This window comes from Nocardia sp. NPDC004260, from assembly GCF_053603155.1.
In genome coordinates, this window is sequence record NZ_JBSGEZ010000055.1 from 25,162 (window position 1) to 50,412 (window position 25,251).

The 25,251-nt window shown below is 69.3% G+C and carries 20 protein-coding genes and 1 tRNA gene; 13 read left to right on the forward strand and 8 right to left on the reverse strand.

Translation table 11 applies throughout. From position 1 onward, the window contains the following. The first annotated feature begins 32 nt into the window (after window positions 1–32). The 3 genes from ACWEO7_RS27290 (at window position 33) to ACWEO7_RS27300 (ending at window position 3,860) form a co-directional block, all read left to right on the forward strand. Window positions 33–1,208, forward strand: coding sequence for an acyl-CoA dehydrogenase family protein (locus tag ACWEO7_RS27290; protein WP_452427326.1), 1,176 nt, complete (start codon window positions 33–35; stop codon window positions 1,206–1,208). Window positions 1,209–1,476: 268 nt separating this feature from the next. Then, on the forward strand, window positions 1,477–3,087 hold the full coding sequence (locus tag ACWEO7_RS27295; RefSeq protein ID WP_452427328.1) for an HD domain-containing phosphohydrolase: 1,611 nt from the start codon (window positions 1,477–1,479) through the stop codon (window positions 3,085–3,087). Between the two features lie 293 nt (window positions 3,088–3,380). Then, entirely contained in the window at window positions 3,381–3,860 is a 480-nt protein-coding gene (locus ACWEO7_RS27300; protein ID WP_450020729.1) for a DUF4254 domain-containing protein, read from the forward strand. Between the two features lie 60 nt (window positions 3,861–3,920). Here ACWEO7_RS27300 and ACWEO7_RS27305 read toward each other — a convergent pair whose 3' ends face one another. Beyond that, window positions 3,921–5,309, reverse strand: a complete 1,389-nt coding sequence (locus tag ACWEO7_RS27305) for a cystathionine beta-synthase (protein ID WP_195082524.1) — start codon at window positions 5,307–5,309, stop codon at window positions 3,921–3,923. Between the two features lie 103 nt (window positions 5,310–5,412). Between ACWEO7_RS27305 and ACWEO7_RS27310 the strand changes: the two genes are divergently transcribed. From ACWEO7_RS27310 to ACWEO7_RS27320, 3 genes are read left to right on the forward strand one after another with little or no spacing between them, the layout of a single operon-like run. Then, the gene (locus ACWEO7_RS27310) at window positions 5,413–5,874 is read left to right on the forward strand and encodes a hypothetical protein (RefSeq protein ID WP_452427330.1); all 462 of its coding nucleotides are present in this window, start codon (window positions 5,413–5,415) and stop codon (window positions 5,872–5,874) included. Window positions 5,875–5,899: 25 nt separating this feature from the next. Continuing rightward, window positions 5,900–6,787: an SGNH/GDSL hydrolase family protein gene (locus tag ACWEO7_RS27315; protein ID WP_452427331.1), complete on the forward strand. Its 888-nt coding sequence runs from the start codon at window positions 5,900–5,902 to the stop codon at window positions 6,785–6,787. Window positions 6,788–6,828: 41 nt separating this feature from the next. Continuing rightward, window positions 6,829–8,049 carry an acetyl-CoA C-acetyltransferase gene (locus ACWEO7_RS27320; protein WP_450020723.1) on the forward strand — a complete coding sequence of 407 codons (1,221 nt, stop codon included), beginning with the start codon at window positions 6,829–6,831 and terminating at the stop codon, window positions 8,047–8,049. 57 nt (window positions 8,050–8,106) lie between these two features. Here the strand turns inward: ACWEO7_RS27320 and ACWEO7_RS27325 are convergent, their stop codons facing one another. Then, complete coding sequence (locus ACWEO7_RS27325; RefSeq protein WP_452427333.1) at window positions 8,107–8,958, reverse strand: Bax inhibitor-1/YccA family protein; 852 nt, start codon at window positions 8,956–8,958, stop codon at window positions 8,107–8,109. Between the two features lie 134 nt (window positions 8,959–9,092). Further along, entirely contained in the window at window positions 9,093–10,244 is a 1,152-nt protein-coding gene (locus ACWEO7_RS27330; protein ID WP_452427335.1) for a class I SAM-dependent methyltransferase, read from the reverse strand. Between the two features lie 27 nt (window positions 10,245–10,271). Between ACWEO7_RS27330 and ACWEO7_RS27335 the strand changes: the two genes are divergently transcribed. The 5 genes from ACWEO7_RS27335 (at window position 10,272) to ACWEO7_RS27355 (ending at window position 19,101) form a co-directional block, all read left to right on the forward strand. Beyond that, window positions 10,272–10,499 carry a hypothetical protein gene (locus tag ACWEO7_RS27335; RefSeq protein WP_452427337.1) on the forward strand — a complete coding sequence of 76 codons (228 nt, stop codon included), beginning with the start codon at window positions 10,272–10,274 and terminating at the stop codon, window positions 10,497–10,499. Between the two features lie 143 nt (window positions 10,500–10,642). Continuing rightward, entirely contained in the window at window positions 10,643–11,218 is a 576-nt protein-coding gene (locus tag ACWEO7_RS27340; protein WP_452427339.1) for an AMIN-like domain-containing (lipo)protein, read from the forward strand. Window positions 11,219–11,270: 52 nt separating this feature from the next. Then, entirely contained in the window at window positions 11,271–11,855 is a 585-nt protein-coding gene (locus ACWEO7_RS27345) for a hypothetical protein (protein ID WP_452427341.1), read from the forward strand. 87 nt (window positions 11,856–11,942) lie between these two features. After that, complete coding sequence (locus ACWEO7_RS27350) at window positions 11,943–12,554, forward strand: DUF305 domain-containing protein (protein ID WP_452427343.1); 612 nt, start codon at window positions 11,943–11,945, stop codon at window positions 12,552–12,554. A 379-nt stretch (window positions 12,555–12,933) separates the two neighbouring features. Further along, a complete protein-coding gene (locus ACWEO7_RS27355) occupies window positions 12,934–19,101 on the forward strand; it encodes an amino acid adenylation domain-containing protein (protein WP_452427345.1) in 6,168 nt (2,055 codons plus the stop codon). Window positions 19,102–19,107: 6 nt separating this feature from the next. On the opposite strand, the gene ACWEO7_RS27360 is transcribed toward ACWEO7_RS27355, so the two are convergent. Continuing rightward, the gene (locus tag ACWEO7_RS27360) at window positions 19,108–19,431 is read right to left on the reverse strand and encodes a hypothetical protein (protein WP_452427347.1); all 324 of its coding nucleotides are present in this window, start codon (window positions 19,429–19,431) and stop codon (window positions 19,108–19,110) included. Between the two features lie 104 nt (window positions 19,432–19,535). Beyond that, the gene (locus ACWEO7_RS27365) at window positions 19,536–20,933 is read right to left on the reverse strand and encodes a three-helix bundle dimerization domain-containing protein (RefSeq protein WP_452427349.1); all 1,398 of its coding nucleotides are present in this window, start codon (window positions 20,931–20,933) and stop codon (window positions 19,536–19,538) included. A gap of 440 nt (window positions 20,934–21,373) precedes the next feature. On the opposite strand from ACWEO7_RS27365, the gene ACWEO7_RS27370 reads away from it, so the two are divergent. Together ACWEO7_RS27370 and ACWEO7_RS27375 are read left to right on the forward strand one after the other, a co-directional pair. Then, a complete protein-coding gene (locus ACWEO7_RS27370; RefSeq protein WP_450020705.1) occupies window positions 21,374–22,177 on the forward strand; it encodes an SDR family oxidoreductase in 804 nt (267 codons plus the stop codon). A gap of 260 nt (window positions 22,178–22,437) precedes the next feature. Beyond that, window positions 22,438–23,217: a hypothetical protein gene (locus ACWEO7_RS27375; RefSeq protein WP_452427351.1), complete on the forward strand. Its 780-nt coding sequence runs from the start codon at window positions 22,438–22,440 to the stop codon at window positions 23,215–23,217. 124 nt (window positions 23,218–23,341) lie between these two features. On the opposite strand, the gene ACWEO7_RS27380 is transcribed toward ACWEO7_RS27375, so the two are convergent. From ACWEO7_RS27380 to ACWEO7_RS27390, 3 genes are all read right to left on the reverse strand, one after another. Next, window positions 23,342–23,415: transfer RNA gene (locus ACWEO7_RS27380), tRNA-Leu, on the reverse strand. Window positions 23,416–23,646: 231 nt separating this feature from the next. After that, window positions 23,647–24,564, reverse strand: coding sequence for a ribonuclease Z (locus ACWEO7_RS27385; protein WP_452427353.1), 918 nt, complete (start codon window positions 24,562–24,564; stop codon window positions 23,647–23,649). 48 nt (window positions 24,565–24,612) lie between these two features. Next, the coding region (locus tag ACWEO7_RS27390) for an amino acid permease (RefSeq protein WP_452427355.1) at window positions 24,613–25,251 on the reverse strand (639 nt) is incomplete at its 5' end.

Consider the following 25,251-nt stretch of genomic DNA (forward strand, 5'->3'; position numbering starts at 1 on the left):
TCACTATTTCGCCGCCCCTTTAGGCTGAGTCCATGGTCACTGTGGAAGAACTGTTCGCCACCGACACGCTGCTGTCCAACGATGAGCGCGAGATCCGGGACACCGTCGCTAGCTTCGCGACGCAACGACTGCGGCCGCACGTCGCGGAGTGGTTCGAGGCGGGCACCTTCCCGGCCCGCGAGCTCGCCCCTGAGCTGGGCGCGCTGGGACTGCTCGGCATGCATCTGGAGGGGTACGGCTGCGCGGGCATGTCGGCCACCACCTACGGTCTGGCCTGCCAGGAGCTGGAGGCGGTGGACTCCGGCATCCGCAGCATGGTCTCGGTCCAGGGGTCGCTTGCGATGACCGCCATCCACAAATTCGGCTCGGAGGAACAGAAGCAGCGGTGGCTGCCGGAGCTGGCCGCGGGCCGCGCGCTCGGCTGTTTCGGGTTGACCGAGCCCGACTTCGGTTCGAATCCGGGCGGCATGCGCACCCGGGCGAAGCGCGACGGCTCCGATTGGGTGCTGAGCGGCTCGAAGATGTGGATCACCAACGGCTCGGTGAGCGATGTCGCGGTGGTCTGGGCGCAGACCGAGGACGAAGGCAGGCAGGTGATCCGCGGATTCCTGGTCCCGGCCGGGACGCCCGGGTTCACGACGCGGGAGATGCACCGCAAGCTGTCGCTGCGCGCGTCGGTCACCGCGGAACTGGACCTGGACGAGGTTCGCCTGCCCGCGGACGCGGTGCTGCCGGAGTCGAGGGGACTGGCCGCGCCGCTGGCCTGCCTGAGCGAGGCGCGCTTCGGCATCGTCTTCGGTGCGCTCGGCGCGGCGCGCGAGTGCCTGGCGGCCACCATCGAGTACGCCAGGACCCGCGAGGTGTTCGACAAGCCGCTGGCCGCCTACCAGCTCACCCAGGCCAAGCTGGCCGACATGGCGCTGGAGTTCGGCAAGGGCCAGCTGCTCGCGCTGCACATCGGACGGCTGAAGGACCGCGGCGCGGTCACGCCGGAGCAGGTGAGCGCGGGCAAGCTGAACAGCACGCGCGAGGCCATCGCGATCGCCCGCGAGTGCCGGACCATCTTGGGCGCCAACGGCATCACGCTCGACTACCCGGTCTTGCGCCATGCGAACAATCTGGAGTCGGTGCTCACCTACGAGGGCACCGCGGAGGTACACCAGCTCGTGCTGGGCCGGGCGTTGACCGACGCGAACGCGTTCCGCTGACGAGCCGCTCGGCGGCGGAGCCGCGTAGCGACCGCGCTCCGTTGATCCGACCAGTCCCGGCGCTGGGCGTGGTGCGGAACGCGGCGAAAAGGGTGCGGATGGATTGCCGGATGCCGTTCGCCGACGGCATCCGGGCGAATCCGCCCTTTCCGCGCCGGACCCCCGTTCTGTAACCGATCGGACGCCGACTCGGTCGCGACGCGGATCATGATCTCCGAGAACGGATTCGGGTCTGCGCGAGCCGCGCACGGACACTACTGTCGGGTGCATGTCGTCGATCCGCGCCGCCGAGATTTTCGCGGCACTGTCGCTGACCACCGATCTCGCCGCCGGGATGCCGTTCGAGAAGGGGCTGGCCACCTGCCTGGTCGCCACCGACCTGGCCGCGCGGATCGGGCTGCCGGAAGCCGATCGCCGCGCGGTGTTCCATGCCGCCCTGCTCGGCGATCTCGGATGTACCGGCCGCGCCTCGGAGAACGCGCAGGCGTATGCCGACGACATCGCCTTCCAGCGCGCCTGCCACGTGCTGGATCCGGGCGATTCCGCCGTCTTCACCGAGCAACTGCGCCGATTCGGCGGCTGGGCGCCCGCCGCCCAATCGGCGCTGCGCAATCGGTTCGTCGCCCGGTTGCGGTCCGGCGCCACGCAGGCGCTGCGCTCGTCGAGCGAGGTCGTCCAGGCGCTCGGCTCGCACCTGGGTCTGCCGAATGCGTCGGTCCGCGCCCTGACCGAGGTGGAGGAACGCTGGGACGGACTGGGTGCGCCGAACCGGCTGCGCGGGGAGTCCATTTCGATCGCGGGCCGCGTTCTGCACGTAGCCGAACAGGCGGTGCTCGCGCTCGACGCGGTCGGCGATGAACTCGCGACCGTCTCGGGCCACGGCGACGCGCATCCAGCTGCCCCGCATGACAGCACACGCTCCGCTCTGGGCACCGTGGCGAGACGGCAGGGCGTCGTTCTGGACGAGTTGCGGCGCCGGGCCGGCGGCCATCTCGACCCCGACCTGGTGGCCGTCTGCGATGCCGATGTCATCCGCGCGGTGCTCGACGTTCCCGACCTGCTGGCCGCCGTCCTCGCCGCGGAACCGGGGACGCGGTCTTCGCTTCCGTCCGCCGAACTCGACCGGCCCGGTCTGGCGCTGGCCATGATCGTCGACTTGAAAGGCCGTTATCTGCTGGGGCATTCGGCGCACGTGGCCGGGCTCGCCGATGCCGCGGCCGTACGAATGGGCGTGCCCGCCGACGAAAGAGCGGCACTGCGCGCCGCCGCCCTGCTGCACGATCTCGGCCGGGTCGCGGTGTCCAGCGCGGTCTGGGACCGTCGCGGCCCGCTGGGACCCTGGGACTGGAAACGCGTTCGGCTGCAGAGTCTTCGGACCGAGCGCATCGTGCGCCGCTGCCCCGGGCTGGCGGCGCTGGCCGATCTCGCGGCGGGGCACCACGAACGACTCGACGGCAGCGGTTACCCGCGGGGCAAGCGCGACCTTCCACCCGGGGCTCGATTACTCGCGGCCGCCGATGTTTTCGCGGCCTGCACCGAAGCGCGGCCCTATCGCCCCGCCGCCCGGCCCGAGGAAGCCGCTGCCCAACTAGCGGCCGAGGTCGCCGCGGGCCGACTGGACGGCGATGCCTGTGCCGCCGTCGTCCGTGCCGCCGCGGACGACATCACCATCCCCGCTGTCCACGGCCTGTCCGAGGCCGAGACCGACATCCTCCGGCTGAGCGCCCGCGGCCGCTGCGGCCGCGAGATCGCCGCCGAACTGCTGTTGCCCGAGCGCGCCGTCACCCACCATCTGGCCGAAATCCGCTCCAAGACCGGCCGCCACACCCGGGCGGGCGCGGCCGTCTTCGCGATGACCCACCAGATCCTCCCCGGCTGACTCGCTCGCGCACGGATACGTCCGCACACCCGCGACGACCTGTGCTGAGATGCACCGGGCGCGCGAGACCGCACCTCACAGGCGTGTGCGGGCGGAAGCTAGCGGATTGTTACGTCTTGTCATTCAAGTGCCATGTGGGTGTCACCGGTAGGCCAGCGAAAGCGCGCATCCTTTAGAGGGACCCGGCATTGGGGCGATGCCTCCACCACCACACCATGGGAGGTGCGCGATGCACAGCTTGTCGATCGACCCCGGCGCACGGCGGTCCGCTCCGAATGCACTGGGAGCCGGCCATGTTCGTGCGTGACCATCTGCCACGACGCTCGCACGGCGTCGTACGGCCGCTGCCGGATCAGCGCGAACTGGTCGCCGCCTTCGGCGGGCACCCGAGCGAGTCGGGCGAAGACCACCCCTTGCTCGGCTGGGCCAGGACGCTGGCAGCGCTGCACCGGCAGCGCCACTCCGATCCGCTGGCCGCCGCTGGAATAGATTGCCGCCGCGCCGAACTGGTGGCCACGATCGATGCGTGGGTGGTCGACCGACTGCCGCGAAGGCGTGCGACCGACCATTTGCGCAGCGAATCCATCGGCGCCACGGTCGACCGCATGGCCGCCGCCCACGTCCACGCCAGCCATCTGCTGCACACCGCCGAGAAAGTGTCCGACACCCGGGTGCACGCAGCCTGGTACCGACTGGCGCTGCTGGCCGACGAATGGACCGACCTGATCACCGGCGGCGTCCGCGAAACGGTCCGCGGCAGGAGACCGGCATAAGCGTTCGGCCGGAAGCCGCCGTGACTCGGCTTCCGGGTTCGCCGCTCGCAGCGGTCTCGGCTACTTCCCGATGTTGCCCGTGCTGAGGAAACCGAGCAGGTCGTGGCGGGTGATCACGCCGACGGGCTTGCCGTCCTCGACGACCATCAGCGCGTCGGTGTCCGAGAGCGCCTTCGTCGCGGCGGAGATGGGCTCGCCCGAACCGATCAGCGGGAACGAGGGGCTCATGTGCTGGGCCACCGAATCGGTCAGGTTGGCCCGGCCCTCGAAGACCGCCGACAGCAGGTCGCGTTCGGACACGCTGCCCGCGACCTCGCCCGCCATGACCGGCGGCTCGGCGCCGACCACGGGCATCTGGGAGACGCCGTACTCGCGCAGGATCTCGATCGCGTCGCGCAGCGTCTCCGACGGGTGGGTGTGCACCAGGTCCGGCAGCTCGCCGGACTTGCCGCGCAAGACGTCGCCCACGAGCGGTTCGGCCGTGCCGTCCAGCCGTTCGCGCAGGAACCCGTAGGAACTCATCCACTCGTCGTTGAAGATCTTCGACAGGTAGCCGCGTCCACCGTCGGGCAGCAGCACCACGACCACCGCGTCCGGGTCGCGCCGCGCCACCTCGACGGCCGCGACGACCGCCATGCCGCAGGAACCGCCGACCAGCAGGCCTTCCTCGCGGGCGAGCCTACGGGTCATCTCGAAGGAATCCGCGTCGGAGACCGCGATGATCTCGTCCGGCACGGCGGGGTCGTAGGCCGACGGCCAGAAGTCCTCGCCGACGCCCTCGACCAGGTACGGCCGCCCGGTGCCGCCCGAGTACACCGAACCCTCCGGGTCGGCGCCGATGATCCGCACCTTCCCGCCGGAGACCTCCTTCAGGTAGCGGCCGGTGCCGGTGATGGTGCCGCCGGTGCCGACACCCGCCACGAAGTGGGTGACCTTGCCGTCGGTGTCGCGCCAGATCTCCGGGCCGGTCGTCTCGTAGTGGCTTTCCGGGCCGCCCGGGTTGGAGTACTGGTCGGGCTTCCACGCGCCGTCGATCTCACGAACCAGGCGGTCGGAGACGCTGTAGTAGCTGTTCGGGTGGTCCGGCGGCACGGCGGTCGGGCAGACCACGACGTCGGCGCCGTAAGCCCGCAGCACGTTGCGCTTGTCCTCGCTGACCTTGTCCGGGCAGACGAACACGCACTTGTAGCCGCGCTGCTGCGCGACCAGGGCGAGGCCGACGCCGGTGTTGCCGGACGTGGGCTCGACAATGGTGCCGCCGGGCCGCAGCTTCCCGGACCGCTCGGCGGCGTCGATCATCTTCACCGCGATCCGGTCCTTGGAGCTGCCGCCCGGGTTCAAGTATTCGATCTTGGCCGCGACCAGCCCCGCGTTCGGTCCCACGACCGAGTTCAACCGGACCAGCGGCGTGTTGCCGATGAGATCCACGACATGATCCGCGATGCGCATGGACCCCATAGTTGCAGACGCACTAACTGTGAGTTCGCGCACGCCGTGTGCAGCGGCCGCGGACTACCGGCGAACCGGCGCCTGCGGCCTTAGGATCGCTGCCATGAGGCAGCCGAACATCGCCCGCGCCGCAATGCTTCTGGCCGGATCGGCAGTGGCCCTAGTGGCCGGAGCCGGCGCTCGAGCGGAGGCGGCCACCGTCGAATTCCCCCAGGTGCCGACGCTCGCGCGCGGCGGTCTGTGCTGGACCAGCATCCGCACCTGGGCCGACACCGGTCCGGAATGGCCCGGGCGCGCCATCCTCAACGTGCGCGCGCTGCCCGTGAGCGGCATCGGGCCGGGCTCCTACCCGCTGGCGCCGCTGTGCGAGGTCCGCACCACTGTGGCGTGGCGCAACGTCACCACCGGCGCGACGGGCAGCTACGACAACATCGTGGTCACCGGCATCTACGGCAGCATCCAATACGCGCTGTTCCAGGACACCGGCCCCGGCCTGGTCGAGGTCACCATCTCCACCGACGCGGCGAGCATCCCGGCCCGCGGCACGTTCGTGGTCCCGGGCTGACCGATGCCCGTGCTCGGGTAGCAGCGTGAGCGCACCTCGGTTTCGCTGGCGCGCGGCCGCGCTGACCGGTGCCGCGGCCGTGCTCGCCGGTTCCGGCGCGGGGACCGCGTGGTGGGCGACCTACCGTCTGCTCATGGCGCAGGCGGGCGTCGCGCGCGGAGTGATCGGCCGGGATACCTCGAAGCCGCCGGAAGCCGACGGCATCTACACCGCGGGCTGCGCGGAGCCCGAGCCATGGCGTGCGGGCAAGCACGCCGACCTCCATCTGATGATCTTCGGCGACTCCACCGCGGCGGGCCTCGGCTGCGCGGTGGCCGAGGAGGTGCCGGGCGTGCGCCTGGCCCGAGGACTCGCCGAGGCGACCGGGCAGCGGATCCGCCTGAGCACCAAGGCGATCTCCGGCGCCACATCCAAGGGCCTGGCCGGGCAGGTGGACGCGATGTTCGTCGCGGGCCCGCCGCAGGATGCCGCGGTCATCCTGGTCGGCGCCAACGACGTCACCAAGAAGCACTCGATCCGCGCCTCCGCGCGCAGGCTCGCCGCTGCGGTCGCCCGGTTGCGCCGCGCCGACGCGGTGGTGGTGGTCGGCACCTGCCCGAATCTCGGCACGGTCGCGGCCATTCCCCAGCCGCTGCGCACCGTCGTGCAGAACTGGAGCGTACGGCTGGCCAAGGCGCAGCACGTGGCGACGACGGTCGCGGGCGGGCAACCCGTGCGCATGGGTTACCTGCTCGCCCCCGAGTTCCGCGCCGCGCCGGAGCTGTTGTTCGCCGCCGATGGCTTCCACCCGTCGGCGGCCGGCTACGAACTGGCCGCCGCGCAATTGCTCCCGGCGCTGCTGGAGGCACTGGGCGGGACAGGCGCTTTCGGTACTCGGGGACGGGACGTAGATTCGGTACGAACCCGTGAGTAACAACTCCGGTTCGCCAGAACCGTCCGACCCAAGGAGTCCTCATGCCTGAGGCCGTCATCGTTTCGACCGCACGCTCCCCGATCGGCCGGGCCCGCAAGGGTTCGCTGGTCGACCTGCGGCCCGACGATCTGACCACGCAGATTGTGCGGGCAGCGCTCGACAAGGTGCCTGCCCTGGACCCCGCCCAGATCGACGACCTGATCCTGGGCTGCGGCTCGCCTGGCGGTGAGCAGGGCTTCAACATCGCCCGTGTCGTCGCCGTGCAGCTCGGCTACGACTTCGTGCCGGGCACCACGGTGCACCGCTACTGCGCCTCGTCGCTGCAGACCACCCGGATGGCCTTCCACGCGATCAAGGCGGGCGAAGGCGATGTGTTCATCTCCGCGGGTGTGGAGACCGTGTCGCGCTATGTGAACGGTTCCGCCGACAGCTGGCCGAACACGCAGAACCCGCTGTTCGCCGAAGCGCAGGAGCGCACCGCGAAGACCGCGGAGGGCGGCGCGGGCATCTGGCACGACCCGCGCGAGGACGGCCTGATCCCGGACGTCTACATCGCGATGGGCCAGACCGCCGAGAACGTGGCGACCTCCACCGGCATCACCCGCGAGGACCAGGACCGCTGGGGCGTGCGGTCGCAGAACCGCGCCGAGGAAGCGATCAAGAACGGCTTCTTCGAGCGCGAGATCACCCCGGTCACGCTGCCGGACGGCACCGTGATCAGCAAGGACGACGGCCCGCGCGCCGGCGTCACCTACGAGGCGGTGTCCGCGCTGAAGCCGGTGTTCCGCCCGGACGGCACCGTCACCGCGGGCAACTGCTGTCCGCTCAACGACGGCGCGGCCGCTTTGGTGATCATGAGCGACACCAAGGCCAAGGAGCTGGGCCTGACGCCGCTGGCGCGGATCGTGTCCACCGGCGTGTCCGGCCTGTCGCCGGAGATCATGGGTCTCGGCCCGATCGAGGCGTGCAAGCGCGCGCTGGCGCTCGCGGGCAAGACCATCGATGACATCGACCTCGTCGAGATCAACGAGGCGTTCGCGGTGCAGGTCCTCGGCTCGGCCCGGGAGCTGAAGATCGATGAGGACAAGCTGAACGTCTCCGGCGGCGCGATCGCGCTGGGCCACCCGTTCGGCATGACCGGCGCCAGGATCACCACCACGCTGCTCAACAACCTGCAGACCTATGACAAGCAGTTCGGTCTGGAGACCATGTGCGTCGGCGGCGGCCAGGGCATGGCGATGGTCATCGAGCGTTTGAGCTGACCCGCAGACGACAAGGGCGGTCGCCGGATATCCGGCGACCGCCCTTTCGTCGTATGGCTAGTCGTTCTGGAAGTAGCTCAGCAGCCGCAGAATCTCCACGTACAGCCACACCAGGGTGACGGTGAGGCCGAGCGCGACGCCCCAGGCCGCCCGCTCCGGAGCCTGCGCGCGGATCAGCTGATCGGCGGCGTCGAAGTCGAGCAGGAAGCTGAACGCGGCGATGGCGATGACCACCAGGCTGAACACGATCGCCAGCGGACCGCCGTCGCGCAGGCCGAGGCCGCCGTCGATGAAGAAGCTGGCGACGAGGTTGCCCAGCATCAGGACCAGGATGCCGATCATGGCGCCGACGATGATCCTGGTGAATCGCGGCGTCACGCGGATGGCGCCGGTCTTGTAGACCACGAGCATGCCGGCGAAGACACCGAAGGTGCCCAGCACCGCCTGACCGATCAGCGCGCTACCGCCGACCCCGCCGAACTCGATATTGGTGAACATGAACGACAGTGCGCCGAGGAAAAGGCCCTCCGCGACGGCGTAGGACAACACGATCGCCGGGTTGTCCATCTTGTTCGCGAAGGTCGCGATCAGCACGAGCACCAGGCCGACCAGGCCGCCGCCGATCACGAACAGCGGCGCGAGCGAGGTGTTGGCGTTGGTGAGGCCGTAGGAGACGATCGCGGACAGCGCGAGCACCGCGAGGGTGATGCCCGTCTTCGTCACCACGTCGTCGATGGTCATCGAGCGCGTGGTGGGGGGAGCCTGCTGGTACTGGCCGTACTGCTGCGGGTATTGGCCGTACTGGTTGCCGAACTGGCCGGCGGAGCTCACGCCGGAACCGAAGCTGGCGTATCCACCGCCCTCCTGCCTTGGCAGGTTCCTGAAAACCGGATTGCTCGTGGTACGCATGTGAACGGCGTCCCTTTCTGGAGTCGTTGCCGCTGTTCATCGAGTTGATTCACTCGATATCCAACTGCCCTGTCCAACGTTTGTCATCCGTCGCGAGTTCCCGGGGAGTCACACAGAGCCGGACAATTCGGACTCTACCGCTGTCGTGGGTCGTGCAGACCACGCACCGACCGAGTCACGGTGAATTTCCGGTTGCGGCCCATCACTTCGGTCCGGCCCACCATCCGTTCGACCACGGCCCGATAGTTCAAATGCGAGTTGAACACCGTCCACAGCTCTCCACCCGGGCGCAACACCCGCCCGGTCTCGGCGAACATCTTGATGGCCGATCCGGTGTGCACGGCCGCGCCGATATGGAACGGCGGATTGCACAGCACCAGGTCGGCGCTGTTGTCCGCCGCCGAGGACATGGCGTCGTCGCGCACAACGCACACTCGGTCGGCGACCCCGTTCGCCTCGGTGGTGGCCCGCGCCGAGGCGACCGCGGCGGCGGATTGGTCGGTGGCGATCACCTTGATGCCCGGCCGCGCCGTGGCCAGGGCGACGGCAAGGATGCCGGTGCCGCAGCCGAGATCGATGGCGTCGCGCGCGTCCGGCTTCATCAGTCTCAGGTGCTCGAGCAGGAACCTGGTGCCGATGTCCAGGCGGGCCCCGGAGAATGCCGCGCCGTGCGCGACCACGTCGAGACCGAGTTCGTCCAGCCGGTCGCGCACCGGGAACGGCCGACCGGCGACGGGTTTGGGTCCGGCCACCAGCAGGGTCCGCGACTTCTGCCTGCCACGGCTGGCGCGCACCTCGGAGAACGACTGCGCCAGAACGTCGTTCATCGACTTGGTCAGATACTTGTCCCGCCCGCCCGCGAACACCTCGACCGCCGGATCCGCGTAGCGCGCGATCGCGTCGGCGACCTCGGCCAGACCGGCCAGCATCCGGGGCAGGCGAAGCAGGACCACCTGGGCATCGCGCAGCAACTCGGGGCCGAGCGGGTGCGCGGTGTAGCGATCCGACATGCCCGCCGCGCGGGCGTTGTTCGCGAGGGCGAGTTCGCCGGTGAGCAAGTCCTGATGTACCCGGACGTCGCGCAGATCGTGTCCCGCGATAGCGCCGAGGGTCAGTGCACCATAGGCGTCACCGATGATGGCTACTTTCCCGCTATCCACAGTCGCGAGGGCGTCGGCCGCGACGTCGAGGATCAGCCGATCGGCGGCGTCGACGGCGTAGAGGTTCAGCGCCTCCACGTCCGGATACCGCCGCAACCGGCCAAGTACGTCCTCGACATTTCCCACGCCTCAAGTGTGCTAGATCGTTGCCGCATGGTCGCGCCCACCCCGCCCTATCGATCCCGCCGGATTCCCGGCATGGCGATCCGCACGCTGAATCCGGTCAGGGCAGGCGGTTTCGCGGACGCATCGATGAATACGGCGTTCGATCAACCGCCGATCCTCTCGGGCTCGACGGAGGGGCGATCCGGCGCCGGCGCCCACTCCACCGGCCACGGCAGGACTCTCGCACACAGGACAAAAACCATGGCAATCAAATAGCAATTAATCGGACTCGGCAGGCCGACCATTCGAGGTGCACGAGTGTTCGCACCCCCGCGTAGTTTGCGGCCGACCGATGGCGAATCCCTCGCAACGCTCTCCGGTTACGCCGTCCGCGGCCTTTCGCTGAGTAGCATCGGGCCATGCGCAACAGGATGGTGCTCATGGTCGCGGTCGCGACGGCACTGCTCGCGGGCTGCGGGGACGGCGAGACGGCACCGGGCCTACCGGCTGCGTCGAACACCGCCACGTCGGTTGAGGTAGCGCAGGCCCCAGCCCCCGGGGACACCGCACCGAAGCAGGGCAAGCCTTCCGGCGACGCCGCGCTCACGGTGACCGATGTGCGGCTGGGAAGTCAGCCCGGTTTCGATCGCGTGGTCTACGAACTCGGCGGGGCGGGCACGCCCGGTTGGATCGTCCGGTACACCGACCGGGCGGTGCAGGACGCCAGTGGCAATCCGGTGGACGTGGCGGGCCGATCGATCCTGGAAGTACGAATCCTGGGCTCGGCTTACCCGTTCGACAGCGGCGTGACGCCGTACCAGGGCCCGGACCCGGCCGTCGACGCGGCGGTCTCCGGCATCGCGGGCGTCTACCGGACGACGGTGTTCGAGGGCGTGACGCAGTCGTTCATCGGCGTGCGGGCCGACCGGCCCTCCTTCACCGTCACCACGCTGTCCAACCCGACCCGGTTGGTGGTCGACGTCGCAAGCTCCTAGATACCGGTACCGCCAACGGGTATACCGAGAGCGGGGGCTAGACTCGGTACTCGTGGTCGACCGCCGCGCACTTCCCGCCGCCGGGCTCGCCCAGCTCCTAGGGGTGCTGGCGTTGGTCGCCGGGGTCGTCGCGATGCATTCGGCGGTCTTCGGGTTCTCCGGCCACGCCCACGCGGCCGGCATGCACACCCTCGCGCCCGCCTCCGACGCGGTAGCCGACGGACTCGAACGAGCTGCCGCCGCACCCGGGTTTCCTCATCGACAGGCCACACCGCGAACCCCGGACAGCGCTCCGGCCGGCCACGATCGACTTCCGCCGCAGGACAGGGCGCACCACGACTCATCTGCGCCTCGAGCCGTCGAGGCGGCCTCAGGCGCGTCATGGCACGCGACCGTCGCGGCGAAGATGTCCCACTGCGCGGGCGGCGGGTGCGACAGCGAGCACAGCGCACTGCACGGCTGCGTGTTCATCTTGGCCGCCTCCATCGCGCTGGCCGCGTTGGTGCTGCTCCGCCGATTGGCGTTCGATCGCCCCAGCGGCGGTGCGGCACGACCGCGGCACTGGCGGGCGCGGCGTGCACGACCGCCGCCGTGGACCGTGCTCACCTTGGCCGAACTGGCGATTCTGCGGATCTGACAGCTCCGTCGCCGCCGTGTGTCCGAACCACGGTGGCAGCGCAGTCCACTCCGTCCTCAGACTTCGCACTTCGCAAGGAGCGACCCCATGTTCATCACTCGCACCCGATCGGCCCTCGCTCTCGCCGCGGCGGCCGCGGTGAGCCTCGCCGGATGCGGCGACGCCGACACCGGGCACACCACCGAGCACGGCACCTCGACCACCACGGCGGCCGTAACGACCGCACCCGCCCGAGCGGCGCACAACGACGCGGACGTGATGTTCCTCCAGATGATGTATCCGCATCACGCCCAAGCCGTCGAGATGGCGCGGCTGGTGCCGACGCACACCGACAACCAGCAGTTGCGCGCGCTCGCCACGCAGGTGGAGCAAGCGCAAGCGCCGGAGATGCAGCAGATCACCACCCTCTTGCAGAGCTTCGGCAAACCGGCGCCCACCCCGAGCGAGGGGCACGGCGGCCACGAAATGCCGGGCATGATGTCCGCCGAACAGATGGCGGCGCTGGACGCGGCATCGGGTCCGGACTTCGACCGTCAATGGCTGACCATGATGATCGAACATCACGCGGGCGCGATCGCCATGGCCCAGACCGAGCTGGCCGAGGGCGAGAACGCCGACGCGAAGGCGCTCGCTCAGCGGATCATCGCCGCCCAGCAGGCCGAAATAGCGCAGATGCGAGTCATGCTCGGCCAGAGCTGAACCGCTCCCCCGCGCCGATATCGGTTGGCCATCGTTATCGGCGCGGGCCCGGCGGGGCGGGCCCCGCGACATACCTTCGGATTGTCCGCGCCTACCGCGACGACACCAACGCCTCGGCCGACACGCTGGCCCGCCGCGCCGACACCGACACTTTGAACGCGGCGATCGACCGGTTCAACGCCACGAAGAATACCGCGCTGACCGCCTGTCAGGGGCACGGCACCCGCTGAACCGTACCGGCCGGGCTCACGCCTGCCCGACGGCATCGCGGCACACGCCGCCGTTCGACCGGAGCGGTATCGCCTTCTCATCGTTGAGGAATCCCGCCGTGCGGCTGTAGCATCTGGCCGTTTACTGCCACGCGGAACGGGACGATTACATGACCAGCGGTATCCGGGATACTCGTCCACCCGCCCGGAAAGGCCGCCGCCGCAGATCCGCCGAATCGGCCACGCCGACGTTCGCCGCGCTGCTGGCCGCCGCCGCGGAGCACAATCCCGACGGCGTCGCTGTGGTCTGCGACGACAGCGAGATCACCTACCGCGACCTCGACGCGCGCTCCTCGCGGCTGGCCCGCACGCTGATCGCCGCGGGCGCGGGCCCCGAAACAGCGGTAGCGGTGGCGCTGCCACGTTCGCTCGATTCGGTGCTCGCGGTGTGGGCGATCGCGAAGTCCGGTGCGGCGTTCGTCCCTGTGGATCCGGCACTTCCCTTGTCCCGCATCAAGTTCCAGGTCATCGACAGCGGTGCCGCGCTGGGCCTGACCCAGGCCGCCCACGTGGCGACACTACCCACTGAGGTGCGCTGGCTCGCGCTGGACGATGCCGAAGTGATCGCACAGGTGGCGGCGAATCCCGCGAGCCCTATCGCGTATTTCGAACGCCCCGTCCGACTTCGCGCCACCCACGCGGCCTACGTGATCTACACATCGGGATCGACCGGACGCCCGAAAGGCGTCGCCGTGACCCATGCCGGGCTCGCCCCGCTGTGCGCCGAACTGGCCGCGCGCCACGCGCTGGACAAAGACGCGCGGGTGCTGCACTTCGCGTCACCGAGCTTCGACGCCTCGGTGCTGGAGTTGCTGCTCGCGATCTGCTCCGCCGCCACGCTGGTGATCGCCCCACCGACCCTGTACGGCGGCACCGCGCTGGTGGAACTGCTCGCACGGCAGGCGATCACCCACGCCTTCCTCACTCCGTCCGCGCTGGCCACGATCGAGCCGACCGGACTGCCCGCCCTGCGTTCGGTCATGGTCGGCGGCGAGCCGTGCCCGCCGATGTTGCCCCGGCACTGGGCAGGCGACGGCCGTCTGTTCCACAACGCCTACGGCCCGACGGAATCCACCATCGTGGCGACGCTGAGCCCGCCGCTGTCACCGGACGCACCGGTCACCATCGGGTCGGCTGTGCCCGGTATGCGCTGCCAGGTACTCGATCACCGGTTGCGCCCGGTCGGCGTCGGCGTCGTCGGCGAGCTGTACGTGTCCGGGCCCGGGGTGGCGCGGGGGTACCACGGACGCCCGGATCTGACCGGACAGCGGTTCCTCGCCGATCCGTTCGGACCGCCCGGCTCGCGGATGTACCGCACCGGCGACCTCGTCCGGCGCACCACCTCGGGCCATCTGGACTATTTCGGGCGGGCCGACGACCAGGTCAAGGTCAGGGGTTTCCGGATCGAACTCGGCGAGATCGACGCCATCCTCTCGACACAGCCCGGCGTCCGGCTGGCCGTGACCGTCGACCGCAAGACCGCCGCGGGTGAGACCACGCTCGCCGCCTTCGTCCAACCCGAACCGGGCCATGCCCCTGACCCCGCCACGCTGGCCGACGCGCTGGCCGCGCTGCTGCCGAAGTACATGGTGCCCAACACGATCACGGTCGTGGATCGGATCCCGCGCACCCCGACGGGCAAGGCCGATCGGCCCGCGCTGCGCGTGCGCGCACTGGACGAGCCGGACTACCGGCCCGCCGTCGACCTCGGCGAGGAGACGGTCGCCGAGGTCTTCGCACGCGTGCTGGGCCGGGAACGGTTCAGTGCCGACGCCGATTTCTTCGCGGCGGGCGGCAACTCGCTGCTGGCGACGCAGGTCGCCGCGCGGCTGAGCGAAACATGGCGGCTGCGCATCCCACCCCGGCTGGTGTTCGACCATCCGACGGTCGCCACCTTGTCCAAGGCGATCCGCTCGCAGCAATTCGACACTGCACGCCCGGTGTTGCGCGCACGGACCAGGCCGGAGCGCATCCCGCTGTCGCCGGCCCAGCTGCGGTTCTGGCTGCGCAACCAGTTCGACACGACGTCCTCGGTGGACAACATCGGCTTCGCGCTGCGGCTGTCGGAGCTGGATATTCCCGCCTTGCGCGCGGCATTCGCCGACACGGTCGAGCGGCACGAGTCGCTGCGTACGCGATATCCCGCCGACGCGACCGGACCGCGGCAACTCATCCTCGGCACCGAGCAGGTGGTCGACGATTTCGCGGTGGAGGAACTGTCCGACGACGCGGTACCCGACCGGGTCCGCGCGATCCTGCGGCACGGGTTCGACGTGTCGGCCGAGGTGCCGCTGCGCGTCCGGCTGCTGCGCACCCCCACCGAGTACGTCCTGGTCTGCGCCCTCCACCACATCTGCGCCGACGGATCCTCACTGGCGCCGCTGGCCCGCGACGTCGCTTTGGCCTACGCCGCCCGCAGCGCGGGGGCCGCCCCGGCCTGGCTGCCACCGGATGTGCAGTACGCCGACTACGCCCTGTGGCAGCAGGATCTGCTCGGTTCCCGCGACGACCCCGATTCACCGCTGTCGCGGCAACTGGCGTACTGGACCGGCGAGCTGGCCGGTCTGCCCGACGAACTCGATCTGCCCGCCGACCGGCCGCGCCCGCCGGTGGCCACACTTCGCGGCTCGGCCACTCAGCGGACGGTGCCAGCGAGCTTGCACCGCGACCTGCTCACCGTCGCGCGCGCCCACCGATCGACGCTGTTCATGGTGATGCGCTCGGCGCTCGCCGTGCTGCTGGCCCGCCTGTCCGGAAGCGACGACATCGCGATCGGCGTGCCGATGACCAACCGGGCCGAGCCCGCGCTCGCGGATGTCGTCGGCATGTTCGTCAACACCACCGTCTCCCGGACCAGGATCGAGCCCGCGGAGAGTTTCACCGCTCTGCTGCGCCGCACCAGGGAACGGGATCTGGTCAATTTCGCGCACTCCGAGGTGCCGTTCGAGCACGTGGTCGACGCCGTCGATCCGACCCGATCACCCGGACGCCACCCGCTCTACCAGGTCGGCTTCGCGTTCCAGAACTTCACGCAGGCAACCCTGGACCTGTCCGGCCCCAACGTGTCGTTCCTCGACGTGGACGCCGACACGGCGAAAACCGATCTGCACATCGGTGTGGTCGACATCCGCGACGACGACGGCGAGCCCGGCGAGATCATCATCCGATTCGGTTACAGCACAGACCTGTTCGACGAGCACACGGTGCAGCGCTTCCTCGACGGCTACATCCGCACCCTGCTGCGGGTCGCGGCCGAGCCGGACGCCGTGGTCGGCGACATCGACATCATGGACCCGGTCGAGCACAAACGCATCCGCTCCTGGGGCGCCGGAGCCGAGCACGACGTGCGGGCCGAGCCGCTCACCGCCGCGACGGCGCGACAGGCCGCGGCGACGCCGGACGCGATCGCGGTGGTCTGCGGGTCCGAGACGCTCACTTACGCGCGACTGCTCGAACGATCCGCGCGGCTGGCTCGCTGGCTGATCGAACGAGGCGTGGGTGCGGAGACCGTCGTCGCGGTGGCGATGCGGCGGTCGATCCAGCAGGTCGTCGCGCTGCACGCGATCGTGGCGGCGGGCGCGGCCTGGGTGCCGATCGACCCGGGACACCCGGCCGAACGCATCCGGTATGTGCTCGAATCGGCGGCGCCCCGGTGCGTGCTGACCACCGCGGCGGACGGTTTCACCGCGGCCGAGGCTTACGACGTCGACACTCTGGACCTCGACCGCTTCGGCGCGGAACCCGTGCTCGACGCCGAGCGCCGGACACCGTGGCACGCCGACCACCCCGCCTATCTCATCTACACCTCCGGGTCGACCGGCCGCCCCAAGGGCGTGGCGATCAGCCATCGGGCGATCGTGCACCAGCTCGCCTGGATGCAGGCGGAATACGGTGTCGACGCCACCGACGTCTATCTGCACAAAACTCCCGCGACCTTCGACGTGTCCCTGTGGGGCTACTTCCTGCCGCTGCGCGCGGGCGCGCGGATGGTGCTGGCCGGACCGGACGAGCATCGCGACCCGGCGGCGCTGTCCCGGCTGATCGCCGAGCACCGGGTGACGCTCACCGATTTCGTTCCCGCGATGCTCACCATATTCGCCCAGCAGGCAACGGCGGACGAACTGTCCTCGCTACGAGCTGTTTTCGTCATCGGGGAGGCGCTGCCGCCGGAAACCGCGCGTGCCTTCGCGAACGTGACCAAGGCCGAGTTGCACAACCTGTACGGACCTACCGAGGCCGCGGTGAGTATCACGCGACACGCGGTCTCGGCCGCCGATCGCACCGCGGCCGGCGTATCCATCGGTGTGCCGGAATGGAATTCGCGCTGCCACGTGCTGGACGACCGGTTGCGGCCGGTTCCGGTGGGAGTGGCGGGCGAACTCTACCTCGGTGGGGTTCAACTGGCCCGCGGTTACCATGGCGCGCCGGGTCTGACCGCGGCCCGGTTCGTCGCCGATCCGCTGCACCCGGGCGAACGGATGTACCGGACCGGTGACCTGGTGCGCTGGAACCGCATCGGCACCCTGGACTATCTGGGACGCACCGACTTCCAGGTCAAGGTCCGCGGCCACCGCATCGAACTCGGTGAGATCGAAGCGGCTTTGCTGGCCGACCCGGCGGTGGGCCGGGCCGCGGTGGCGGTCAAGGGCTCCGATGCCGGGGACCGGCTGGTCGGCTACGTCGTCGCCGCGCCGGGGGCCACGGTCGACCCGGATGTCGTGCGTCAGTCTGTCGCCCGCGTGCTGCCCGGTTACATGGTGCCGACGGCGGTGCTGGCGCTCGACGCGTTCCCGGTGAACACCAGCGGAAAGCTCGACCGCGCCGCGCTACCCCAGCCGGTGTTCGCCGCACGCACCGGTGCGCAGCCCGGCACCGCGCTGGAGCGCGCGGTCGCGGAGGTCTTCGCCGACGTGCTCGGCGTGTCCCCGATCGGGGTGGCCGACGACTTCTTCGAACTCGGCGGGTCGTCACTGCTCGCGTTCACGTTGCACCAGCGGCTGTCGGAGCGGCTCCGCCGCGACGTGCCGATGTCGGCGATCCTCGCGGCCCCGACCGTCGGCGGCCTCGCGGCGCGACTGGCGGGCGGGTCCACCCCCACCGCGGCGACACCGGAACGCGACGCCGTGCTGGAGCCGGAGATCGGCATCGGCGGATGCGAGCCCGCGCACACCGGTCCGCCACAGGAGATCCTGCTGACCGGCGCGACCGGTTTTCTCGGCGTACACCTGCTGCAAGCCCTGCTGGACCGCACCGAGGCGAGGGTGTGGTGCGTGGTGCGCGCCGCCGACGCCGAGGAAGGCATCGACCGAATCCTCGGTGCGCTGAGCCACTACCGGCTCTCCGGGACCACCGCCGCAGAGCGGATCGTCGTCGTCGCGGGCGACCTCACCGCACCGCGCCTCGGCCTCGACCCCGCCGACTACGACCGATTGGCCGACAGCATCGACGTGATCTATCACAACGGCGCGCGCGTCAATCACGTCGACCCTTATGCCCGGCTACGGCAGGCCAACGTCGAGGGCACCCGCGAGTTGTTGCGGCTGGCGACGGCGCGGCGGGTCAAGCCGTTCCACTTGGTCTCCACCATGGGCGCGGCGGTCGCCGCGACGCCGGATTCGCCGGTGGTCACCGAGGACATCCGGCTACCCGCGGAGCAGGTGTCCGGCAACGGCTACCTCGCCTCCAAATGGGCCGCCGAGGAACTGGTCCGCCAAGCAGGCGAACGTGGTGTGCCCGTCGCCATCTACCGTCCGAGCACCATCTGCGGTTGCCCGGACGTAGGCGTGAACAGCCCGCAGGATTCGCTGTGGAACATGGTGCGAGCCGCCGCGATGCTCGGCATGGCGCCCGACGTGGGCGACGCGACCGTTTCCTTGGTTCCGGTGAACTACGTGGCGAGCGCGATCGTGGAGATCTCGGCTCGTCCGCGCTCGGAAACCGTGTATCACCTGGTCAACCGGGCCCCGGTAGCGGTCGGGGAGATCCTCGCCAGTCTGCGCGCGCACGGTTTGCCGGTGGCGACGATGCCGGAGGACACGGTGCGCGCGGGCCTGGCCAGGGAAGCGCGGCGGCGCGACGCGCTCGGCGACGATTCGCTGGTGCGCGCGGCCCTGCTGAGCCACGACTTCGCCGGACTCGCCGGTCACCTCGACTGGGCCGACGACCACACCCGCGCCGCGCTCGCGGACACCGGCATGGCCTGCCCGGAGATCGACCGTGCGGTGGTGGACACCTTCGTCCGGGAGTTCATCGAGTCGGGTTTCCTGCCCCGGGATTGACGCTCGTCAGTACCCCGGCGGCACGGTGGCCCGTTCGGCGGGCTGTTCGGCGTGCCTGCGCGCCCGCACCTGCTCCAGCACGATCAGGCCGACCCCGATCAACAGGAAGACGACGGTGATGATCGCGGCCACGACCGAGAGCCTGCCGAACCCCCAGCCGGCGAGCACCGCCGCGGTGATCGCACCCGCCGCGGCGACCAGCAGCAACCCGTACCCCGGCCAGTTCCTGGTGTCGGCCATCGTCGCTCCGGGCGGCGGCGCGGAGTCGCGCGCGATATCCGGGGCGTCATCGATCGGAGGGATCTCCCATGGGCCGTCGTCCGCTGTCACTGGTTGTTCCTCCCGCCGCGATACCGGCCGTTGTTCCGGTATCTGATGCGGAAAGGGTGCCCGGTTCCTCTCCACCGAAACGCGAGCGGCGATCCGCTCCGGGTTCAGTTGTAGGACTTGGTTACTCCGTCGAGTAGGTGCTCCAGGGTGTCGTAGGTCGGGGTGGCGAGGACGTCCAGCAGGTCCGGGGCCACCGGGACGTTGCGTTCTGCGACGACCTTCGCGAACTGGGCGCCGTCGTTGGTGCGGAAGCCGTGCTCGGCGGCGAGGCGCTGCAATTCCGGGTCGGTGGACAGCAGGCGCCCGAGCCGATCACCCGTCGCACCGAACGGCACCAGCGTATGCCGGGACAACACCGTCGGTGACGGGTACAGCAGCGTCATCTCGGGCTTGATCTGGCCGCGCACGGTCGCCTCGACGTACTGCGCCTCGTAGATCCAGGCCATCGGCGTCGGGCCCATACCCGTGGCGAGATAGTTGTTGAACGGGCCCTCGGTGGTGTTCTCGGTATAACCCTGGCCCACGAAAAGCCGCGACACCGCGGGGAGGACGGCCTGCTCGGCGTTCTGCCCCTGCACGATCGTGTTGTTGTTCGCGACGTAGCTCGCCGCGGCCAGATACATGGCCGCGGAGTTGGAGCTGCGCGGGTCGGTGGTGGAGATCAGGATGTTCTTGCGCACCGGGTAGGCGGTGTTGTCGGGCAGTTCGTCCCAGCGGGTGCCGTTGCGGACCAGCTCGAGGTAGCGGCGCAGGTCGAGCGTCGGCGCCTGGCCGGGGCGCACCGCTCCCGCCCGGGTGAGCAGCTCGGCGATCGGTGCGAACGTCGCGACAGCCATCGGCGAGGAGAACGGCGTGTATTTCGCGGTCACGTTGCGTTGCCGCTGGATTCGCTCGGCGGCCTGTTCGCTGGACGGGAAGGCGAAATCGAACTTCGTGAGATCGATGGACGTGGCGATCTGCCGCGAACCGGCGGGCTCGACCTCGACGCGCACGCCGTTGCGCGCCAGCGCGTCGATCACCTTGGGGTCTTGGAAGAACGGCATCTTCTCCGAGCCGACCACACCGTGGACGACCGTGAGCGCCGCGGCGGGCGCGGCGGTGGGCGCCTCCGGAGCGGGTTGCCGCACGGCGAGAACCACGGCGATCACCGTCAGAACGACGACAGCGCCCACGGCGTACGGTGCGAAACGCTTCTTGGACGACAAAAGCTCACGGAGCTCCGGCAGTTTTCCGGGAGCGGCGGCGGGGGCCTGCGGCGACTTGTCCATCGGGACCGTGGTGGGTTGCACTTCCGCCGCGGGAGACTTCTCCAATTCCCGCCGCACCAACCGCTCGATCAGAATCGGAACGAACTGCCGCACCGGGCGGCCCTCGAATTTCTGCCGCGCCGCACCGACGGCGCTCTCGATATGGTCCGGAGAATAAGTCTCGGTGTAGTTTTCGACCAGCCGCTCCGTCATCTGACGGATCGCCTGTTCCTCACGGACGGTATCGACAACCACCACAATCTCCTCGGCGTCGGGGGTAACGCGGCAGCGTCTCCGGCCCGCACCGCGCCGGCCAACACTAGCCCCCATCCCTCCACCGCCGACATCCGGAAGAACTTCCCTCCGGTGAACGATTTCGACTGAGCCGGTGCGCATCTCACATCGCCACGCACACCCGTCCGCCCAGCTCACAGACCCGCGAACCACGCGAGCGCGGCACGCATGACAGCCCGCCGACGCCGCGTCCGGGCTCGACCCCGCCATGCAGAATTCAATGGGCAATATCCGAGCCGCCACCACGTGTTGTACTCCCGTTTCCCACCACCATTGGACTGGGCGGGCGCATCGACGCCGCGGTCGGCTCCGCGGCACATCGACGGCACCGAAGTTACTTTCTGGTAGCACAGAGCGAGAGTTGACGATATCGTCAGCATGTTGCCGTCGAAAGGAGCGTTATGTCTCGCGTCGCTGTGGTCACCGGTGCGTCGTCCGGAATCGGGAAGGCTACGGCCGCCGCGCTGGCCGGGCGGGGGTATCGGGTGATCGGCACCAGCCGCAATCCCGACGCCATCGGTTCGGACGCCGTGCTGCCGGGGGTCGAGTATCGGGCGCTCGACCTCACCGATCCGGCTTCGATCGAGGCCTTCGCCGCCGGTCTGGACCACGTCGACGTGCTCGTGAACAACGCGGGCGAGAGCCAGGCGGGGCCGCTGGCCGAGTTGCCCACCGACGCCGTCGAGCGACTGTTCCAACTGAATGTGCTCGGCCCGATCGCCCTGACCAAGGCGGTGCTGCCCGGCATGCGGGATCGCCGCTACGGGCGTGTCGTCATGGTGGGGTCGATGCTCGCCAGCTTCCCCATGCCCTACCGCTCCTCCTATGTCGCCACCAAGGCGGCGCTGCGTGGCTTCGCGGTCGCCGCCCGCTTCGAGGAATCCCCCTTCGGCGTCTGGATCACCGCCGTCGAGCCCGGCCAGATCGACACCGGCCTGCGCGAACGCCGCACCAAGTACCTCACCGACGGCTCCCCCCACACCGCCGATTTCACGACCTTCATGGCGAAACTCGACGAAAACCAGTCCAAGGGCATCACCCCTGAAAAGGTCGCCACCACGATCGTCAAAGCGATCGAAGCCCCGCGCCCCCAACCCCTCTACGCCGTAGGCAGCAATGCCCCCGCCCTCTTCACCCTCCGCCGCCTCCTCCCCCGCACCGCCATGGAACGCATAATCGCCCGCGCCCACGGACTCTCACGCTGACAGGTTGCGGGCCGGGTGGCCCGCAACTCACCGCCGTTACAGCTACGTCATGTCGCGATCGCCCACTGCCCGTGCCGTGCAGCCAGTAGCACCGATCACTAAGACACAGGGCGTGCCGATCTTGTCCATCTCGTACAGATGGGCGACATCAACGTCACCAAATCCGGCACCGACGAGCTAGGCATGATCTAGGGGCGATCGCAGGGCCCGAACAGATCGTTCCGCCTCCGCCAACGCGATCCAGAGGAGCACAGCCGACGATGTCACCGAGCGAGCGCACTACCGATCGTGTACTGGCCGTGTGGGCGCCCCCGGAATTCGTGTCCGACGGCAGCAACGGAATTCTGAGTTGGGTCGGACCAGCGTTGCGTACGCCCACCGGGTTGCGGCTGTCCCTCGCGGCGGAAGTGGTCGGCGATGCCGCGCCGTCGTTGCGGAGTTACCAGGTCGGGGTGTCGGCACTGGCCAACGGTGTGGCCACCGACGTGGGCTGGGGAAGCAGTTCGTCCGACACCCACGCCGGCACGACCTTCACATTGCCCGACCTCGGCCCGGATACGACACCGGTCGATATCGAACTGACCATCGACGACGTCACCACCGACGGTCCCTGGGTGAGGCGACTGTCTCGGCCGAACGACATCGCCTACTCAGCGCCGCTGGGCGATCCACGGGGCCGATTGGCCATGCTGACGAATCCAGCTTTCGTCACCGACGAGGATGGTCCGATCGAGGCCTGGATCGGACCGATCACGCTCGATCCCAACGGCATCGAGTTCCTCTACACCGCAACCGCGCTCGACGAACGCGCACCATCCATCTGGGACTACGAGGTCGATGCCGTCCTGCGCGCCAACTTCGGAACCTCGGAGGTGGTGGCCGGCGAATCGACCTCGGCGACACGAACGATCAGAACCTTCCAGGCCCCGATCCCGGACGACATCGCAGACACGCCCTGGGACTTCGAGCTGACCCTTACCGACCACACGGCAGGACTCACCTGGTCGACCGAATTTTCGTGGAATGGGCCGATGTCCTAGCGCTCGCACTGCCAGCTCCCTGGTACAGGTCGGCACAATAGCTCGACCCGAGGACTGCAGACGGAGGGCGTCTGCACGGGTGCGAAGGGCAGCGAGGAAAGCGATCTACCTTCGGCTCAGTAAGTGCCCCCAGTCGGACTCGAACCGACACTTGGCGGATTTTAAGTCCGCTGCCTCTGCCAATTGGGCTATAGGGGCGTCCGGGACAGCGTACCGAGTCGTACGGCTGTACCGGAATTCCGACAATTTGTCGGGGTGGCGGGGCGTCGGCCGTGGCCGGGTGTCGGACGGCGCGGTCGGGTGACCGGCGCCGGTGGCGGTTGTTCGCAGCCCGGGTTGGCAGGCGTCCCAGAGAACTAGATCGGTGGCGGCGGGCTGGTGTTAGCGTCCGCGAGTCATCTCGGCGTGTCGGATGTTCGCGGCGGGGTGTCAGTGCCGGGGTGGCAGCGGGATCCTGGCGAGGTCGGTGGCTATGTGGATCTCACCGGAGAAGTACTTCGCCGCTTCGGCCAAGTGCTCGTCGAGGTCGCGGTAGCGCTGGGAGAAGTGGGTGAGCACCAGGGTGCGAACGCCTGCGTCGGCGGCCACCCGGGCGGCTTGGCCCGCCGTGAGATGGCCGTATTCGAGAGCCAGGTGTTCGTCGGCGTCCAGGAACGTGGCTTCGATGACGAGCATGTCGACGTCGGCGGCCAGCTCCCCGATTCCTGGGCACAGCCGGGTGTCCATCACGAAGGCGAAGCTCTGACCGGAGCGCGGTTCGCTGATCTCCGCCAAAGTGATCGTGCGCCCCTCGGATTCGACACTGCCGCGCTGTTGCAGTTCGGAGATGATCGGGCCGCGCAATCCCAGGGCGCGCAACCGGTCCGGCAGAATGCGCCGGCCGGGCGGCTCGCTGAGCCGATAGCCGAAGGTGTCCACCGGATGGGAGAGCCGCACCGCCGTCACCGTGAACGGGGCCTCGGGCAGGTCGACGGGACCCGGGGCGAGGATCGGGCGAGGCCGCAGCTCGGCGCGGTGATAGTACGACGTCGCGTTGACCAGGCGCTCGTAGTACGCCGCGCCGGACGCCGGGAAGCAGACGTCGACCGGATGCGGCACCCGGTCGAGGTTGATCCGCTGCACCACTCCGGCCAGCCCGAGACTGTGGTCGCCGTGGAAATGGGTGATGGCGATCCGGGTGAGCCCGGTGACGGTCACACCGGCATAGGTCATCTGCCGTTGCGTGCCCTCACCGGGATCGAACAGGATCGCCTCGTCGTCCCACCGGAGCAGGTACCCGTTGTGGTTTCGCTGTTTCGTCGGCACCTGACTAGCGGTCCCGAGAACAACCAACTCACGCTGCGACACGGCGTCAGGCTATCCGCCGCCACCCCACACTCGAACTCCGGCCGCGCACTAGGTGACGGAAGCCTTCCGGAGCACGGAGTTGTGCCGCGAGTAGGCGAAGTAGACGACGAACCCGATCACCATCCACACCAGGAACCGCAGCCAGGTCTCCACCGAGAGATTCAGCATCAGCCACGCGCACGCCAGCACCGCCAGGATGGGGATCAGCGGTACCAGCGGAACCCGGAATCCACGCGGCAGGTCCGGACGCGTGCGTCGCAGGATGAGCACACCGACCGACACCAGCACGAACGCGAACAGCGTCCCGATGTTGACCATCTCCTCCAGTGTGCCGAAGTCCACGAACCCGGCCAGCAGCGCGCACGCCACGCCGACGATGACGGTGACCCGCACCGGCGTGCCGTTCTTACCGGTGTGCGAGAGCTTGCGCGGCATCAGCCCGTCACGCGACATCGCGAACAGCACCCGGGTCTGCCCGAGATACATCACCATGACCACCGTGGTGAGCCCGGCGAGGGCGCCGATCGAGATGATGTTCTTCGCCCAGGTCACCCCGTGGATGCCGAACGCCGTGGCAAGGGTCGCGTCGCCATGGGACAACTCGGTGTAGGGCACCATGCCGGTGAGCACGAGCGACACCGCGACGTACAGGATCGTCACGATGAGCAGCGAGCCGAGGATGCCGCG